This is a genomic window from Sphingobium sp. FG11, assembly GCF_057809915.1.
Window position 1 is genome coordinate 228489 of the sequence record NZ_JBMDKW010000002.1, and the last position, 14655, is coordinate 243143.

Annotated in this window: 15 protein-coding genes; 14 read left to right on the forward strand and 1 reads right to left on the reverse strand. The window is 64.7% G+C overall.

The genetic code is table 11. From position 1 onward, the window contains the following. The first annotated feature begins 90 nt into the window (after positions 1-90). The 5 genes from ACODSN_RS02740 to ACODSN_RS02760 all read left to right on the forward strand — a co-directional run bounded on the left by ACODSN_RS02740 (position 91) and on the right by ACODSN_RS02760 (position 5921). The gene (locus tag ACODSN_RS02740; protein WP_489052951.1) at positions 91-1155 is read left to right on the forward strand and encodes a DNA-directed RNA polymerase subunit alpha; all 1065 of its coding nucleotides are present in this window, start codon (positions 91-93) and stop codon (positions 1153-1155) included. A gap of 195 nt (positions 1156-1350) precedes the next feature. Next, positions 1351-1776, forward strand: a complete 426-nt coding sequence (rplQ, locus tag ACODSN_RS02745) for a 50S ribosomal protein L17 (protein WP_489052952.1) — start codon at positions 1351-1353, stop codon at positions 1774-1776. Positions 1777-1887: 111 nt separating this feature from the next. Beyond that, on the forward strand, positions 1888-4053 hold the full coding sequence (locus tag ACODSN_RS02750; RefSeq protein WP_489052953.1) for a prolyl oligopeptidase family serine peptidase: 2166 nt from the start codon (positions 1888-1890) through the stop codon (positions 4051-4053). A 59-nt stretch (positions 4054-4112) separates the two neighbouring features. After that, positions 4113-4655 carry a hypothetical protein gene (locus ACODSN_RS02755; protein WP_489052954.1) on the forward strand — a complete coding sequence of 181 codons (543 nt, stop codon included), beginning with the start codon at positions 4113-4115 and terminating at the stop codon, positions 4653-4655. 45 nt (positions 4656-4700) lie between these two features. Continuing rightward, a complete protein-coding gene (locus ACODSN_RS02760; protein ID WP_489052955.1) occupies positions 4701-5921 on the forward strand; it encodes a TCR/Tet family MFS transporter in 1221 nt (406 codons plus the stop codon). On the opposite strand, the gene ACODSN_RS02765 is transcribed toward ACODSN_RS02760, so the two are convergent. Continuing rightward, complete coding sequence (locus tag ACODSN_RS02765) at positions 5909-6757, reverse strand: class I SAM-dependent methyltransferase (protein ID WP_489052957.1); 849 nt, start codon at positions 6755-6757, stop codon at positions 5909-5911. The genes ACODSN_RS02760 and ACODSN_RS02765 overlap by 13 nt on opposite strands. A gap of 217 nt (positions 6758-6974) precedes the next feature. Between ACODSN_RS02765 and guaA the strand changes: the two genes are divergently transcribed. The 9 genes from guaA (at position 6975) to ACODSN_RS02810 (ending at position 14527) form a co-directional block, all read left to right on the forward strand. Beyond that, the gene (gene guaA / locus ACODSN_RS02770; protein WP_489052958.1) at positions 6975-8534 is read left to right on the forward strand and encodes a glutamine-hydrolyzing GMP synthase; all 1560 of its coding nucleotides are present in this window, start codon (positions 6975-6977) and stop codon (positions 8532-8534) included. 151 nt (positions 8535-8685) lie between these two features. Next, positions 8686-9156, forward strand: a complete 471-nt coding sequence (locus ACODSN_RS02775) for a YbgC/FadM family acyl-CoA thioesterase (protein ID WP_489052959.1) — start codon at positions 8686-8688, stop codon at positions 9154-9156. Beyond that, positions 9153-9872 carry a protein TolQ gene (tolQ, locus tag ACODSN_RS02780; RefSeq protein ID WP_489052960.1) on the forward strand — a complete coding sequence of 240 codons (720 nt, stop codon included), beginning with the start codon at positions 9153-9155 and terminating at the stop codon, positions 9870-9872. Before ACODSN_RS02775 ends, tolQ begins: the two co-directional genes overlap by 4 nt. Positions 9873-9906: 34 nt before the next feature. Next, positions 9907-10368, forward strand: a complete 462-nt coding sequence (gene tolR, locus ACODSN_RS02785; RefSeq protein WP_489052962.1) for a protein TolR — start codon at positions 9907-9909, stop codon at positions 10366-10368. A 19-nt stretch (positions 10369-10387) separates the two neighbouring features. Continuing rightward, complete coding sequence (locus ACODSN_RS02790) at positions 10388-11332, forward strand: cell envelope biogenesis protein TolA (protein ID WP_489052964.1); 945 nt, start codon at positions 10388-10390, stop codon at positions 11330-11332. Between the two features lie 5 nt (positions 11333-11337). Next, a complete protein-coding gene (tolB, locus tag ACODSN_RS02795; RefSeq protein WP_489052966.1) occupies positions 11338-12660 on the forward strand; it encodes a Tol-Pal system beta propeller repeat protein TolB in 1323 nt (440 codons plus the stop codon). Positions 12661-12769: 109 nt separating this feature from the next. Further along, positions 12770-13279 (forward strand): peptidoglycan-associated lipoprotein Pal, encoded by a 510-nt coding sequence (gene pal / locus ACODSN_RS02800; RefSeq protein ID WP_489052968.1) that lies wholly within the window; start codon positions 12770-12772, stop codon positions 13277-13279. A 101-nt stretch (positions 13280-13380) separates the two neighbouring features. Further along, positions 13381-13992, forward strand: a complete 612-nt coding sequence (locus ACODSN_RS02805) for a TetR/AcrR family transcriptional regulator (protein ID WP_489052970.1) — start codon at positions 13381-13383, stop codon at positions 13990-13992. A 130-nt stretch (positions 13993-14122) separates the two neighbouring features. Then, positions 14123-14527: a hypothetical protein gene (locus ACODSN_RS02810; RefSeq protein WP_489052971.1), complete on the forward strand. Its 405-nt coding sequence runs from the start codon at positions 14123-14125 to the stop codon at positions 14525-14527. Positions 14528-14655: the final 128 nt, after the last annotated feature.

Below are 14655 nucleotides of genomic sequence, written 5' to 3' on the forward strand. Positions count from 1 at the left end.
GGACGCGCCGCCTGTCACCCATCTGCATCGGCCGTAACGTCCTGTTGGGTCCAGGGCATAAGCGTTCGGCCACATCCCCAGGGGAATTACATGACTGTCAACTTGAAGAACTGGCAGGAACTGAAGAAGCCGGGCGTGCTCGACATCAAGTCGACCGGCGATGGCAAGCGCAAGGCGACGTTCGTCGCCGAACCGCTCGAGCGCGGCTTCGGCCTGACGCTCGGCAATGCGTTGCGCCGGGTTCTTCTGTCCTCGCTCCAGGGCGCGGCGGTCACCTCGATCAAGATCGAGAATGTGCTGCACGAATTTTCGTCGCTGGCCGGCGTCCGTGAGGATGTGACCGACATCGTCCTCAACATCAAGCAGGTCGCGCTGCGGATGGAAGGCGATGGTCCCAAGCGGCTCCAGCTTTCCGCCACCGGCCCCGCCGAAGTCAAGGCGGGCGACATCGCCGTCGTCGGTGACATCGAAGTGATGAACCCCGATCTGGTGATCTGTCACCTCGATCAGGGCGCGACGCTGAACATGGAACTGACCGCCGATGTCGGCAAGGGCTATGTCCCCGCTGTCGCCAACCGTCCGGCCGATGCACCGATCGGCCTGATCCCGATCGACGCGCTCTATTCGCCGGTCCGTCAGGTCGCCTACAAGGTCGACAATACCCGCGTCGGCCAGGAACTGGACTATGACAAGCTGTCGCTGACCGTCGAGACCGACGGCACCGTGACGCCCGAGGACGCCGTCGCTTATGCCGCGCGCATCCTTCAGGACCAGCTCCAGCTGTTCGTGCACTTCGAAGACGCGCTGCCCAGCGCCGCGCCCTCGTCGGCCGGTCATGCGGTCGCCCCGTCGTCGGAAGGCGAAAGCGACACCAACACGATCAACCGCTACCTGCTCAAGAAGGTGGACGAGCTGGAACTGTCGGTCCGCAGCGCCAACTGCCTCAAGAACGACAACATCATCTATATCGGCGATCTGGTCCAGAAGACCGAAGCCGAGATGCTGCGCACCCCCAATTTCGGCCGCAAGTCGCTGAACGAAATCAAGGAAGTGCTGTCGTCCATGGGTCTGCGCCTTGGCATGGACATCCCCGGCTGGCCGCCGGAAAATATCGAGGAAATGGCCAAGAAGCTCGAACAGGAGCTGCTGGGCTGATCCCGCTTTCCCTCGCCGGGCCAACCGGCGGGGGAGCAGGATCGCCTCCGCTGGATTTTTTCCCAGCGACGGTGTGAACTTCGCCTGTTTTTTGGGCAAGGGCCAGTTTTTTGGCCAAAGGGTTGGGCGGCGGCCCTGATCGCCGCCGGGTCTGGGCTACCTCATACGGGTCCTTAACGAACGAAGGAATGGAACATGCGTCATAAAGTCGGACATCGTAAGCTTCAGCGCTCCAGCGGTCATCGTACCGCCCTGCTGCGCAATCTCGCCGCCTCGCTCATCAAGCATGAGCAGATCCTCACCGGCACGGCGAAGGCGAAGGAACTGCGTCCCTATGTCGAAAAGCTGATAACGCTCGCGAAGAAGGGTGGCCTGTCCAACCGTCGCCTGGCGCACAGCCGCTTGCAGGACGACACGCAGCTGACCAAGCTGTTCGAAGTGCTGGCCGAGCGCTACAAGGGCCGTGAAGGCGGCTATACCCGCGTCATCAAGGCCGGTTTCCGCGCCTCCGACGCCGCACCGATCGCGATCATCGAACTGGTCGACCGTGACGTTTCGGCCAAGGGTCAGGACAGCGGCCCGCTCCAGAATGCCGACGAGGACGAATTCGAAGCGGCATAAGATCGCGGGCTTCGGGGCCACTCGCCCCGAAGCGGAGACTTTACCGACAGGCCGCGGCTTTCTATGAGCCGCGGCCTGTCGTCGTTTTATAAAGCGAGTTGCCTCAAGAGGATGCCGGCCCTTCGCCGCCTTGCCCTGCCGCTGTCCCTGCTGATGGCGCAGCCCGCCCTCGCCGCACCGCCGCCCGCTACGGCAGCGCCAGCACCGCTGCACTATCCCGCCGCCGGGCGACTGGACATCGTCGAGGATCATTTCGGCGTGAAGGTCGCCGATCCCTATCGCTGGCTCGAAAACGACCTGCGCACCGATCCGGCGGTCAGCGAATGGGTCGCCCGCGAAAACGCCCTCACCCGCAAGTATATCGACGCCCTGCCCGGCCGCGACGCGCTCAAGGCACGGATGCGGGCGCTGTTCGCCCACGGCCGCTTCACCCTGCCGCGCAAGGCGGGCAACCGCTATTTCTACGGCTATAATAGCGGCCTACAAAACCAGACGCCGCTCTATCTGCGCGAGGGGCTGAACGGCCCGCAGCGCCTGCTGATCGACCCCAATGGCTGGGACAGGCAAGGCGCGGCGGCGTTGGCGGAATGGGCGCCCTCCCCCGATGGCCGCTTCCTGCTCTACGCGGTGCAGGAGGCGGGCAGCGACTGGCGCTCGCTGCGCATCCTCGACGTCGACAGCGGCAGGACGCTGGACGATCGCATCGACTGGGTGAAATTCTCGAACCTTACCTGGCACGGTCGGGGCGAAGGCTTCTTCTATTCGCGGTTCCCCGAGCCTCCGTCGGGCGAAGCCTTCCGGTCGGCAAGCCAGAATCAGAGCCTGTGGTATCACCGGCTCGGCACGGCGCAGGCGCAGGATCAGCTCGTCTATGCGACGCCCGACCGCCCCACGCTCGGCCATAACGCCGAAGTGACCCGCGATGGCCGCTGGCTGGTCGTGAGTTCGGGCGAGGGCACCGACCCGCGCCGGGAATTGCATATCGCCGCACTCGACGGCGGCCCGATCAAGCTGCGGCCTCTGGTCCGGGGCCTCGACAATGACTGGCGGCTGATCGGCAGCGTCGGTTCGACGCTCTATTTCATCACCGACAAGGACGCCCCCCGAATGCGCGTCGTCGCGCTGGACGCCGCGCGCGCCCGCCGAGGCAAGCGCCAGATCGTCGCCGAGAGCGCCGACCCGCTCGCCGGCGGATCGCTGGTGGGCAATCGCCTGATCCTAGCCTATGCCGGCGACGCCGCGACCGTCGCGGAACTGACCGAACTGGATGGTCGCAAGGTCGGCGATGTGCCGCTGCCCGGTCTTGGCACGGCGGCGGGTTTCGGCGGCCGTGCCGGCGACGCGGAGACATTTTTCAGCTTCTCGGGCTTCACCATGCCGCCCACCATCTATCGTTTCGATACGGCGACCCTGCAAACCGCAATCTTCGCGCAACCCGACATGCCGTTCGATCCCGAGGATTTCGGCGTCGAGCAACTGAGCTATCCGTCGAAGGACGGCACGCTCATCCCGATGACGATCATCCGCAAGAAAGCACTCGCGCAGAGCGGCAAGCCAGCCCCCACCATCCTCTACGGCTATGGCGGGTTCAATATCTCGCTGACGCCGGGCTATTCCGCGCCCCGGCTCGCATGGCTGGAACAGGGCGGCGTCTATGCGATCGCCAATCTGCGCGGCGGCGGCGAGTTCGGCAAGGCGTGGCACGATGCCGGGCGGCGCGCCAACAAGCAGAATGTGTTCGACGATTTCATCGCGGCGGGCGAATATCTCAAGGCCAGGGGCTATACCACGCCCGATGGCCTCGCGATCGAGGGGCGCTCCAATGGCGGGCTGCTGGTCGGTGCGGTGGTGAACCAGCGGCCCGACCTGTTCGCCGCCGCGCTGCCGGCGGTCGGCGTCATGGACATGCTGCGCTTCGATCGGTTCACGGCGGGCCGTTACTGGCTGGATGATTATGGATCGCCGGGCAACCCGCAGGACTTCCCCCTGCTCTACGGCTACTCCCCCTATCACAATATCCTGTCCGGCCGCGACTATCCCGCGATCCTCGTCACGACCGGCGATACCGATGATCGGGTGGTGCCCGCGCACAGCTTCAAATATGCCGCCGCGCTCCAGGCAGCCGCGATAGGCGGCAAGCCGCATTTGCTGCGCGTGGAAACGCAGGTCGGTCATGGATCGGGCAAGCCGGTCGACAAGCTGATCGACGAATATGCCGACAGCTATGCGTTCCTGGCTTACTTCACGGGCCTTAAACTCGACGCGCGGCCGCGATAGCGTTCAGCATCTCGAAAGTCGGAAGCCTGTATTGCTCCCCAATCACAGGAGGAACTGGCATGAAGATGGCGCGCCGGATGACAGGATCGATGCTTGCCCTGACGCTGCTGACGGGCGGCATCGCCCCGGCGCAGGCCCGGCCCTACCCCCATGGCCCCGACCGCTGGCGTCATCATCATGACGGGTTCGGCTTTGGCGACGCGGTAGGCGTGGCGGCGCTCGTTGGCGCGGTGGCGATCGTCGCGTCGTCCATGTCAAAGGACAAGCGGGCGGCGCAGCCATCGATCTATGACGACGCGCGCCCCGATGATGGCCCGGACATCGCCCCGGATGACGGCGCACCCAACGCCTCCGACGACCGGATAAGCGACGCCTGCGCGGTCGCCGCGCGGGAAGAGGCCGAAGCACAGGCCGCCGGCTATGCCGAAATCCGGCGGATGGACGCGCCGCGCGCGACCGATGCGGGCTATGACATCGACGGTGAGGTCGAAACCCGCGCCAGCTTTCGCGACACCGGCGGATCAACGCGCCGCTTCACCTGCTCGATGCGGGATGGCCGCGTGGCGCAGGTTTATCTGAGCCGCGATGTCGTGATGCGCTGAACGGGCGTACTTGCGCCGGCAGGCCACGGACCCTACGCCGCATCCATGCCCACCGCTCTTGCCCGCCCCAGGGCTGCGATCCTCTTCATCCTGATAACGGCGATGCTCGACGTCATGTCTATGGGCATCACCATTCCGGTGCTGCCCCGCCTGATCGAAACCTTGTCTGGCTCCAGCAGCGCGGCGGGGCTGTGGAACGGGCTGTTCGTCGCGCTGTGGGCGGGCATGCAGTTTCTCTGCTCGCCGGTCATCGGATCTTTGTCCGACCGATTCGGACGGCGCCCCGTGATCCTGATCTCGGTCGCGGGACTGGCGCTCGATTTCGTGCTGATGGCGCTCGCGCCCAATCTGTGGTGGCTGGCGGTGGGGCGGCTGCTGGCGGGGCTGACATCGTCCAGCTTCACATCGACCTTCGCCTATATGGCCGACATCACCGCGCCCGAAGATCGCGCACGCGGCTATGGCCTGATCGGCGCGGCGTTCAGCGGCGGGTTCGTCGCCGGACCGCTGATCGGCGGGCTGCTGGGGGAAATATCGCCGCGCGCGCCGTTCTGGGCAGCGGCGGCCCTGTCGGGTCTCGCCTTTCTGTACGGCCTGATCGTGCTGCCCGAATCGCTCGCAGCGGACAAGCGGATGGCGTTCAGCTGGTCGCGCGCCAACCCGTTTGGCGCATTGCGGCTGTTGCGGTCACACCCGGAGCTTTCCAGCCTCGCGCTGGTGAACTTCCTCCTTTATTTCGCGCATCATCTCTTCTCGGCCGTGTTCGTTCTGTATGCTGGCGATCGCTATGGCTGGGGCGCCTGGCAGGTCGGCGCCCTGCTGGCGTTGGTCGGACTGCTCGACATGGGTGTCCAGGGCCTGCTGACCGGGCGAGCGGTTAAGCGGTTCGGCGATCGCAAAACGATGGTGACGGGCCTTTGTGCGGGCGCGGTCGGCATTCTCGCCATGGGGCTGGCGTCGACGGGCTGGCTGTTCGTCGCGGCGATGCTGCCCAACGCGCTCTGGGGCCTCGCCATGCCCACCATCCAGTCGCTGATGACCCGGCGGGTTTCGGAATCGGAGCAGGGCCAGCTTCAGGGGGCGAACAACAGCGTCGGAGCGATCGCCGGGATCGTCTCGCCGCTCTTCTTCGGCGCGGTCTATTCATTATCGGCGGGCACGAACCCGGCCCTCCCCTTCATCGGCTCCGCGTTCGTGATCGCGGCGGCGGTGCTGGCCGTGGCGGCTTGGCTGGGCTGGCTGGCGGGGCGCGGTCAGGCCGAATGACCGAAACTGCGGAATAGCCAGTCAGGCCAGCCGGCCTTCGGCTCGCCGGCCCTTTCGGCGGCGACGAACAGATATTGTCCCAGCGTGTCGGCGCGCCGCCGGGAGATCAGCCGGAACAAGAACCGCGCCATCGCGTACGCAAAGCGCGAACCGGCGCGCGAATCCTTTACGTTCGCGGTAAAGCCCCGCGTCACGGCAAAGCCGCAATGCCCCAGCAACCCGGCCACCTCATCCAGCGTATATTCCCGGTTATGTCGGCCATAGGGGCCGTAGCCTGAATAGCGGTCATGCACATTGTCCCCGCGGAACAGCCGCAGCAGATTGCGCGCGGATGCGACATTAGGCGTCGTGAGTACAAGCCCCCCCCCCGGCTTGAGCACGCGATGAATCTCCCGCAAGGCCGGCAGCGGATCATGGGTCAGATGCTCCAGCACCTCGCAGAAAAGCACCAGATCGAAATGGCCATCCGGATAGGGAAAGCGACCATCCTCGACATTGAAATGATCGTAGGACAGGGTGTGGCCGCCATCGTCCACGCCCCGCCGGCTATCATAGCGAATATGATCTTCGCCCTGCGCCTGGGGCACCCCGAAATAATTGGTGAGAGTGAGCGACAGGTCGGTGAACTCGCGCAGCAGCACGGTGGTGAAATAGGGACCAGCACCGATCTCCAGGCAACGGCCCTTCACATCCTGACATAGCTGGAGCGTATAGACGAAACGCCGCCAGTCCCGCGCCAGATACCCCTCTAACTCGGCGCCTTCCTGCCCCTCCTGCCGTACCGACCGCATCAGCGCGAGCAGGCTGTCTGGTGTTTCCCCCGGCGGTACACTCAAAGTCGGACAGGCTATGGCCATCCTGCTGAAATCAGTGTGGCCTGTGATAACGGCAGGCACGGTGTGGCGCGTCACGATACTCCCCTCTCACTCCCCTTTTAGGTGACAAAAGGAAGGTCAGGCCAGCGCAAATGCGCGCCGCTCCAACTGGACATACGCCGGTCAGGCGACTAACCGGACGCGAATCCCTGTCCCTGCCACGAAAAGGCGATTCCCCATGACGCTGCCCCTTCAGGATTCCATCCTTATCGTGGATTTCGGCAGTCAGGTGACGCAACTCATCGCCCGGCGGGTGCGCGAGGCGGGCGTCTATTCCGAAATCGCGCCGTTCAACAGCGCCGCCGAAGCCTTCGACCGGCTCAAGCCCAAGGGCATCATCCTGTCGGGCGGGCCTTCGTCGGTCATGTGGGAAGACAGCCCCCGCGCGCCCAAGGCTTTCTTCGACGCGGGCATTCCGATCCTGGGCATCTGTTATGGTCAGCAGACGATGATGCAGCAACTGGGCGGCAACGTGGAAGGCGGAGAGACGGGCGAATTCGGCCGCGCCTTCGTCGAGGTCAAAAAGGCCTGCGCCCTGTTCGATGGCCTCTGGTCGGAAGGCGAGCGCCATCAGGTCTGGATGAGCCATGGCGACAAGGTGACCAGCCTCGCGCCCGGCTTCGAAGTCGTCGCAACCAGCGAGGGCGCCCCCTTCGCGATCACCGCTAACGAGGAAAAGCGCTTCTACGCCACCCAATTCCATCCCGAGGTCGTGCACACGCCCGACGGCGGCAAGCTGCTCGCCAATTTCGTGCGCCATGTCTGCGGCCTTGCCGGTGACTGGACGATGGCGGAGTTTCGCGCGACCAAGATCGCCGACATCCGCGCGCAGGTGGGGGAAGGCCGGGTCATTTGCGGCCTGTCCGGCGGCGTCGACAGCGCGGTCGCGGCGGTCCTCATCCATGAGGCGATCGGCGACCAGTTGACCTGCGTTTTCGTCGATCACGGCCTGATGCGGCTGGGCGAAGCCGAACAGGTCGTGAGCCTGTTCCGTGAACATTATGGCATCAAGCTGGTCCATGTGAATGCCGAAGAACGCTTTCTGGGCGGGCTTTCGGGTCTCACCGACCCGGAAAAGAAGCGCAAGTTCATCGGCGGCGAGTTCATCGCCGTGTTCGAGGAGGAAGCCGCGAAGATCGGCGGCGCGGATTTCCTGGCGCAGGGCACGCTCTACCCCGACGTGATCGAAAGCGTGAGCTTCACCGGCGGCCCTTCGGTGACGATCAAGTCGCACCATAATGTCGGCGGCCTGCCCGACCGTATGAATATGAAGCTGGTCGAACCGCTGCGCGAACTGTTCAAGGACGAGGTGCGCGTGCTGGGCCGTGAACTGGGCCTGCCCGACATCTTCGTCGGCCGCCACCCCTTCCCCGGCCCCGGCCTCGCCATCCGCATCCCCGGCGAGGTGACCAAGGAGCGTTGCGATATCCTGCGCAAGGCCGACGCGGTCTATCTGGAGGAAATCCGCAGCGCCGGCCTATATGACGCGATCTGGCAGGCGTTCGCGGTGCTGCTCCCGGTGCGCACCGTGGGCGTGATGGGCGATCTGCGCACCTATGACAGCGTCTGCGCGCTGCGCGCCGTCACCTCGACCGACGGCATGACCGCCGACATCTACCCCTTCGACGCCGCCTTCCTCAGCCGCGTCGCAACCCGCATCATCAACGAGGTCAAGGGCATCAACCGCGTGGTCTACGACTATACGTCGAAGCCCCCCGGCACGATCGAATGGGAATAAAGCAAAACAGGCCAGCGCATACTCGATAGGGCGGCGGTGGGACCGATCACGGCGGCGAACGGACGAACCGCTCCGCTACTCTGCCAAAAAGCGTGATTGCTTGCGATTTCCGGCTTTGCGCGCGTCGGCCATGATGGTTAAAAGACGCCGCATGGCCGTTTCAGACCAGCTCCCCCTTCCGGCGACCGGATGCTTTGTCGCCGCCGTCCATCATTTCCCGCTGCGTATCTATTTCGAGGATACGGACGCGGGCGGGATCGTCTATCACGCCAATTATCTGCGCTATATGGAACGGGCGCGGTCGGACATGTTGCGGATCGCCGGGATCGGCCAGCGCGCCACGCTCGAAAGCGGCGAAGGTGTTTATGCGGTGATCGACCTCAAGATCGCCTATCGTCGTCCCGCGCGGCTCGATGATGACCTGATGGTTGTCAGCCGCATAACCGATGTGACCGCCGCAACCTGTTCCATTCATCAGGCGGTCATGCGCGGGGAAGAATATCTCACCGTCGGCGATGTTTCCGTCGCCTATCTCTCGCCTCAGGGCCGGCCCAAGCGCCAGCCGCGTCCCTGGATCGACATATTCACTCGCCTGTCCAGAGGGGAAGATTTCCACCCATGAGCCTGTCCATGCCCGACGTGACCGCCGCCGCAGGCGCAGCGGCCAGCGCCGCCACCATCTCGCCGCTCGCCTTGTTTCTTCAGGCCGACATCGTCGTGAAGATCGTGATGGTCGGCCTGCTGCTGGCCAGCATCTGGACCTGGGCGATCATCCTGGGCTTCAGCTTCACCCTGCGCCGCGCCGCCAAGCACAGCCAGTCGTTCGAGCAGGATTTCTGGAAGGCCGAAGATATCGACCGCTTCTACGAAAGCCGGGGCAAGACCGAATTTCCGAGCGCCAAGGTGATGGCTGCGGGCGTTACCGAATGGCGGCGGTCGACCGCGCAGAAGGTGATCGATCGGGACGGCACGCGCGACCGGCTGTCGACCGCCTTGTCGAGCGCGATCGCGGCGGAGGTGGACCGCCTGTCCGATCGCCTCAACATATTGGCAACGGTCGGATCGGTCGCCCCCTTCGTCGGGCTGTTCGGCACGGTATGGGGCATCATGCGCGCCTTCACCGCCATCGCCGCGCAGCAGAATAGCAGCCTCGCGGTGGTCGCGCCCGGCATTGCCGAGGCTTTGTTCGCGACCGCGATCGGGCTTTTCGCTGCGATCCCGGCGGTCATCGCCTACAACCGCTTCAGCCATGGCATCAACCGGCTCGAATCGCGGCTGACGCGCTTTGCCGACGGCTTCTACGCCACGCTGAGCCGCGAACTGGAGGGTCAGCGGTGATCCCGCCGCTTACCGATGCGCGAGGAGCGCGCTGATGGCGATGGCAGGGCCTCCCTCCAGCCGGCGCGGGCGCGGCCGCGCGCCCATGGCCGACATCAATGTGACGCCGCTGGTCGATGTCATGCTGGTGCTGCTGATCATCTTCATGGTCACGGCCCCGCTGCTGGTGACGGGCGTGCCGGTCAACCTGCCCGAAACGCGGGCCAAGGGGCTGGACGCCGATCAAAAGCCGATCGTGGTGTCGATCGACCGCGACGGCGGTACCTATATCGACGAGGCGGCGGTCAGCGATGCAGACCTGCCCGACCGCCTGGCCGAAATCGCGTCGGCCAATGCGGGCAAGTCCGAACCGCAGCAGATATTCCTGCGCGCCGACACCGCGCTGGATTATGGCCGGGTCATGCGCGTCATGGGCGAACTCAACCGCGCCGGCCTAAACAAGGTGGCGCTGGTGAGCACTGGCGCGCAGGATAGCGTCAGCGGCAGTTCAGAATAGGGTTTTTAGGTCGTTGGGCATGGATCGCGCGGAAAAGATCGGCCTGGGGGTCGCGACGGCAGGGCATGTCCTGCTGTTCGGCCTGCTGTCGGCCGGGTTCCTGGCGACGTCCAAGCCGCTGAAGCTCAATTCCCCGCCGATGGACGTCAGCCTGGTCGATGAGGTCGCGCTGAAATCCGCTGCCCCGCTGGTGTCGAACGAACCTCCACCGCCGAGTATCGCGCCGGAAAAGGGGCCGACGCAAGACGCGAAGCCCGAGCCGGAACCTGAACCCGCGCCGACGCCCGTGCCGCCCAAGCCCGTTCCACCAAAGCCCAAGCCGTTGCCGCCGGAAAAGCCCGCGACCAGGCCAGCGCCGCAGCCCAAACCCGCGCCGCCGAAGAAGGACGTGCCCAAAGCCGCGCCCAAGCCGAAGGCCGCGCCCGCGAAAGCCAAGCCCGCAGCGGAGAAACCGAAGGCGGCCGCCGTGCCCGCTGCGGCAAGCAAGACGCCCGCCAAATCCAAAACCAATGCGCCCGCGCGCGCATCCGGCGCCGGCAAGGCGGACAAGCCCAAAGGCTCGCTGCTGGGCAAGGATTTTCTCAAGGGCATCGACACCAACAGCGACGCCCCCCGCAAGCCCGCACCACCCCCGGCCGCCGAAATGGGACCGCAGCAGAAGGCGGCGCTGGACGCGGAAATACGCCGGCAGCTCAAGCCCCATTGGAAAGCCCCCACTGGCGCGGACGCGGATTCCCTGCGCACCATATTGCGGGTCCAGCTCGATCGAAACGGAGAGCTAGTCGGTTCGCCTCAGGTGATCGACCAGACAGGTATCACGCCCAGCAACAAATCCCAGGCCAGCCTGCACGCCGAACAGGCGATCAGGGCAGTCAAGCTGGCATCGCCCTTCAAACTGCCACCGCAATTTTATGAGCAGTGGAAAGATCTCAAACTCGGTTTTGACAGAAGGCTCTCGCAATGAACGTCATGAAGAGAATGTCCCTGCTGATCGCGGGCGCGCTGCTCGGCATCGTCCAGCCGGCGATCGCACAGCTCGCCGTGGATGTGACCGACGACAGCGCGAGCGACAAGCTCAAGATCGCGGTGCCGCCCCTGCCCGCTCAACAGGATGTGGACACGCCCGCCGGCTCTGCGAACGAGCTTGGCCGCAAGATCGCCGAGGTTATTTCCTCTGATCTCAAAGGTTCCGGCCTGTTCGAACCATCGGGACCCGGCGGCCTGCCTGCGATCGGTTTCAGCGAAGTCACCTTCCCCCAGTTCGACAAATGGGGCGCGTATCAGGCGCTGGTGCAGGGCTTCGTGCGCACCACAGGCGGCGAGGCGGATATTACCGTCGGCTGCTATCTCTATGACGTTGCGCTCAAGCAGGAACTGACGCGGCAGGGCTATGTCGTCGCCCCGCGCGACTGGCGGCGCGCCGCGCATAAATGCGCCGACGCCATCTATGCCCGCCTCTCGGGGGAAAGCCCCTTCTTCGACAGCCGCATCGCCTATATCGCCGAAAGCGGTCCCAAGGGCGCCCGCGTCAAGCGACTGGCGATCATGGATTCGGACGGCGCGAACCACCGCTTCATTACCAATGGCCAGTCGATCGCGCTGACGCCGCGCTTCTCGCCCGATTACAAATCGATCGTCTATGTGAGCTACCTCGCCAACCGGGTGCGCATCTTCGTCTACGACATCGGCACCGGCAAGCAGCGGCTCGTCACCGAAAGCAGCAACGCGACCTTCGCGCCGCGCTGGTCTCCGGACGGACGCAACATCCTGTTTTCGATGGCGATCGCAGGCAATACCGACATTTATCGCGTGTCAGCACAAGGCGGTTCGCCGGTGCGGCTGACCACCTCGCCCGGCATCGATGTCGGCGGCAGCTATTCGCCGGACGGCTCCAAAATCGTGTTCGAAAGCGATCGGTCGGGCGGCCAGCAGCTTTATGTGATGAACGCGGACGGCTCCAGCCAGCAGCGGATCAGTCATGGCGGCGGGCGCTATGCGACGCCGGAATGGAGTCCGCGCGGCGACCTCATTGCCTTCACCAAGATTTCGGGCGATTTCAAGATCGCGGTCATGACGCCAGGCGGCGATAATGAGCGCATCCTGACCAATGGCTGGCAGGATGAGCAGCCCAGCTGGTCGCCCAATGGCCGCGTGCTGCAATTCTTCCGCACCTCGCCGGGCCGCGAAGGCAACAGCCAGGTGTGGCAGGTCGACCTGACCGGGGTGAACGAACGCCGCATTCCCACCCCGTTGAGCGGGTCTGACCCGGCATGGGGACCGTTGCTGCCCTGATATTTCGTGCAGAAACGTGGAACCCAATCGTCTTGACAGCGTAACGAACTTCACGAACCATGGCTTGTCGTTCGGGGGAGAGGCAGCACGAACATCCAAGGAGACGTCGATGAAAATTTCCCGCACCATCATGATGGCCACCGCCATCATCGCGCTGGCCGCCTGTGCCAAGAAGCCGCCCGCCGAACTGCCGCCGGCTCCGGGCGACACGAGCGCCGGATCATCCACATCGACTGGTCCGGGCGGCCCGGTGAAGGGCAGCCAGGAGGATTTCGTCGCGTCCGTGTCTTCCGACCGGATTTTCTTCGATACCGATCAATATGATGTCGATGCGCAGGACCAGGCGACCTTGCAAAGCCAGGCTGGCTGGCTGCGGCAGAACCCGGCGGTGCGCGTCACGATAGAGGGTCACGCGGACGAACGCGGCACGCGCGACTATAATATCGCGCTGGGCGAGCGGCGTGCGAATGCGGCCAAAAATTATCTCGCCTCGGTCGGCATCGATCCAAGCCGCATTTCGACCGTCAGCTATGGCAAGGAGCGTCCCGCCGCGCTGGGTTCCGACCCGGCGGCATGGGCGCAAAATCGTCGGGCGGTGACCGTTACCGTCCAATATTGATGATGGGGTGAGTGGACTGCCGCAGTTTCGGCAGTCCGCGCCGGAGGCCGTTGTCCATCAAGGTGGACGGCGGCCTTTTCCATTCCTATATACCGATCGGTATGGAACAAATCGCCCCCCCTGCATCGCGCGGCCGCCCGCGGGAATTCGACCCTGACGAGGCGCTTTCGGCAGCGCTCCAGATCTTCTGGCGGCGCGGCTATGAAGGCGCGTCGATGGCGGAACTGACCGAGGCGATGGGTATCACCAAACCCAGCCTCTATGCCTGTTTCGGCAATAAGGAAGCGCTGTTTCGCAAGGCGCTCGATCTTTATGAGCGCGAGAAGCTTTGTTATATCGGCAAGGCGCTGGAGGCGCCGACCGCGCGTGCGGTGGTCGAACGGCTGCTGCGCGGCGCGCTCGCGATCCAGACCGGCGACAGCCAGCCTCTCGGTTGCATGGGCGTCATTTCCACTGTCGCTTGCGGTGGCGAGAATGATTCGATCCGCCAGCATGTGATTGCGCGACGCGCTTCGTCCGACGCCGCCATCGTCGCCCGCTTCGTGCGCGCGCGGGACGAAGGCGATCTGCCTGCCCATGTCGATCCCGCCGCGGCGGCGTCCTACCTCTCGGCGATCGTGCAGGGCATGGCCGTGCAGGCCAGTGCAGGCGTGCCCCGCGACGCGCTCGAACGGCTGATCGAGACCACCCTTGCCATGTGGCCCAGCGCATGAAATGCGATAAATATACCGCCCGGTAATTAAATCGGTTGACCGGGCACCTCAGTCATTTATATACCATCCGGTATTGATTGAAGATCGACGCCAGCGGCTCCCGCCACGGCGTTTGCCGAAGGGGATGGATATGGCTTTTCTCGATTTCGCCCAGCCTGCCGCCGGACCGCAGCTATCGGTCGGCTGCGCGGCGCAGTCCGCCCGCGCGCCGATTGACGCCATCGGCTTTGATACAGTCGAATGGAAAGTCATCGGTCTCGCCCGGCATGACGGCATGCGGTCGCTGCGGGAAGCGGGACGCTGGCACAGACTAAGCACATGGATCTTCGGCCATCGCCCGGACCCCCGCCTCGCCAGCCCCCGTCTGGAAGCGCTCCGCCGGCTGGCGGTCGAAGCCTGGCACAAGGGCTATGCCGTGTCCCTCCTTGGCCTGGCGGAATTCCGCAAGGCGGGCTTTTCGAAGGCGCAGCTTGAACTCCTGCTCGCCACGATCAGCGCGGGCCGCCACCGGCTCGCCAAAGGCCATCTGCGTTAAATATCGGGGTCAGACCGCCCTTCCTGCCCGCTCAACCGTCCCGAAAATCGCCATGGCGCGTGTAAATTATCCGCGCCAACGCTGAATGAAGCGCCTATGGGCGGGGCGGGGATATCGCCGACGGGCGG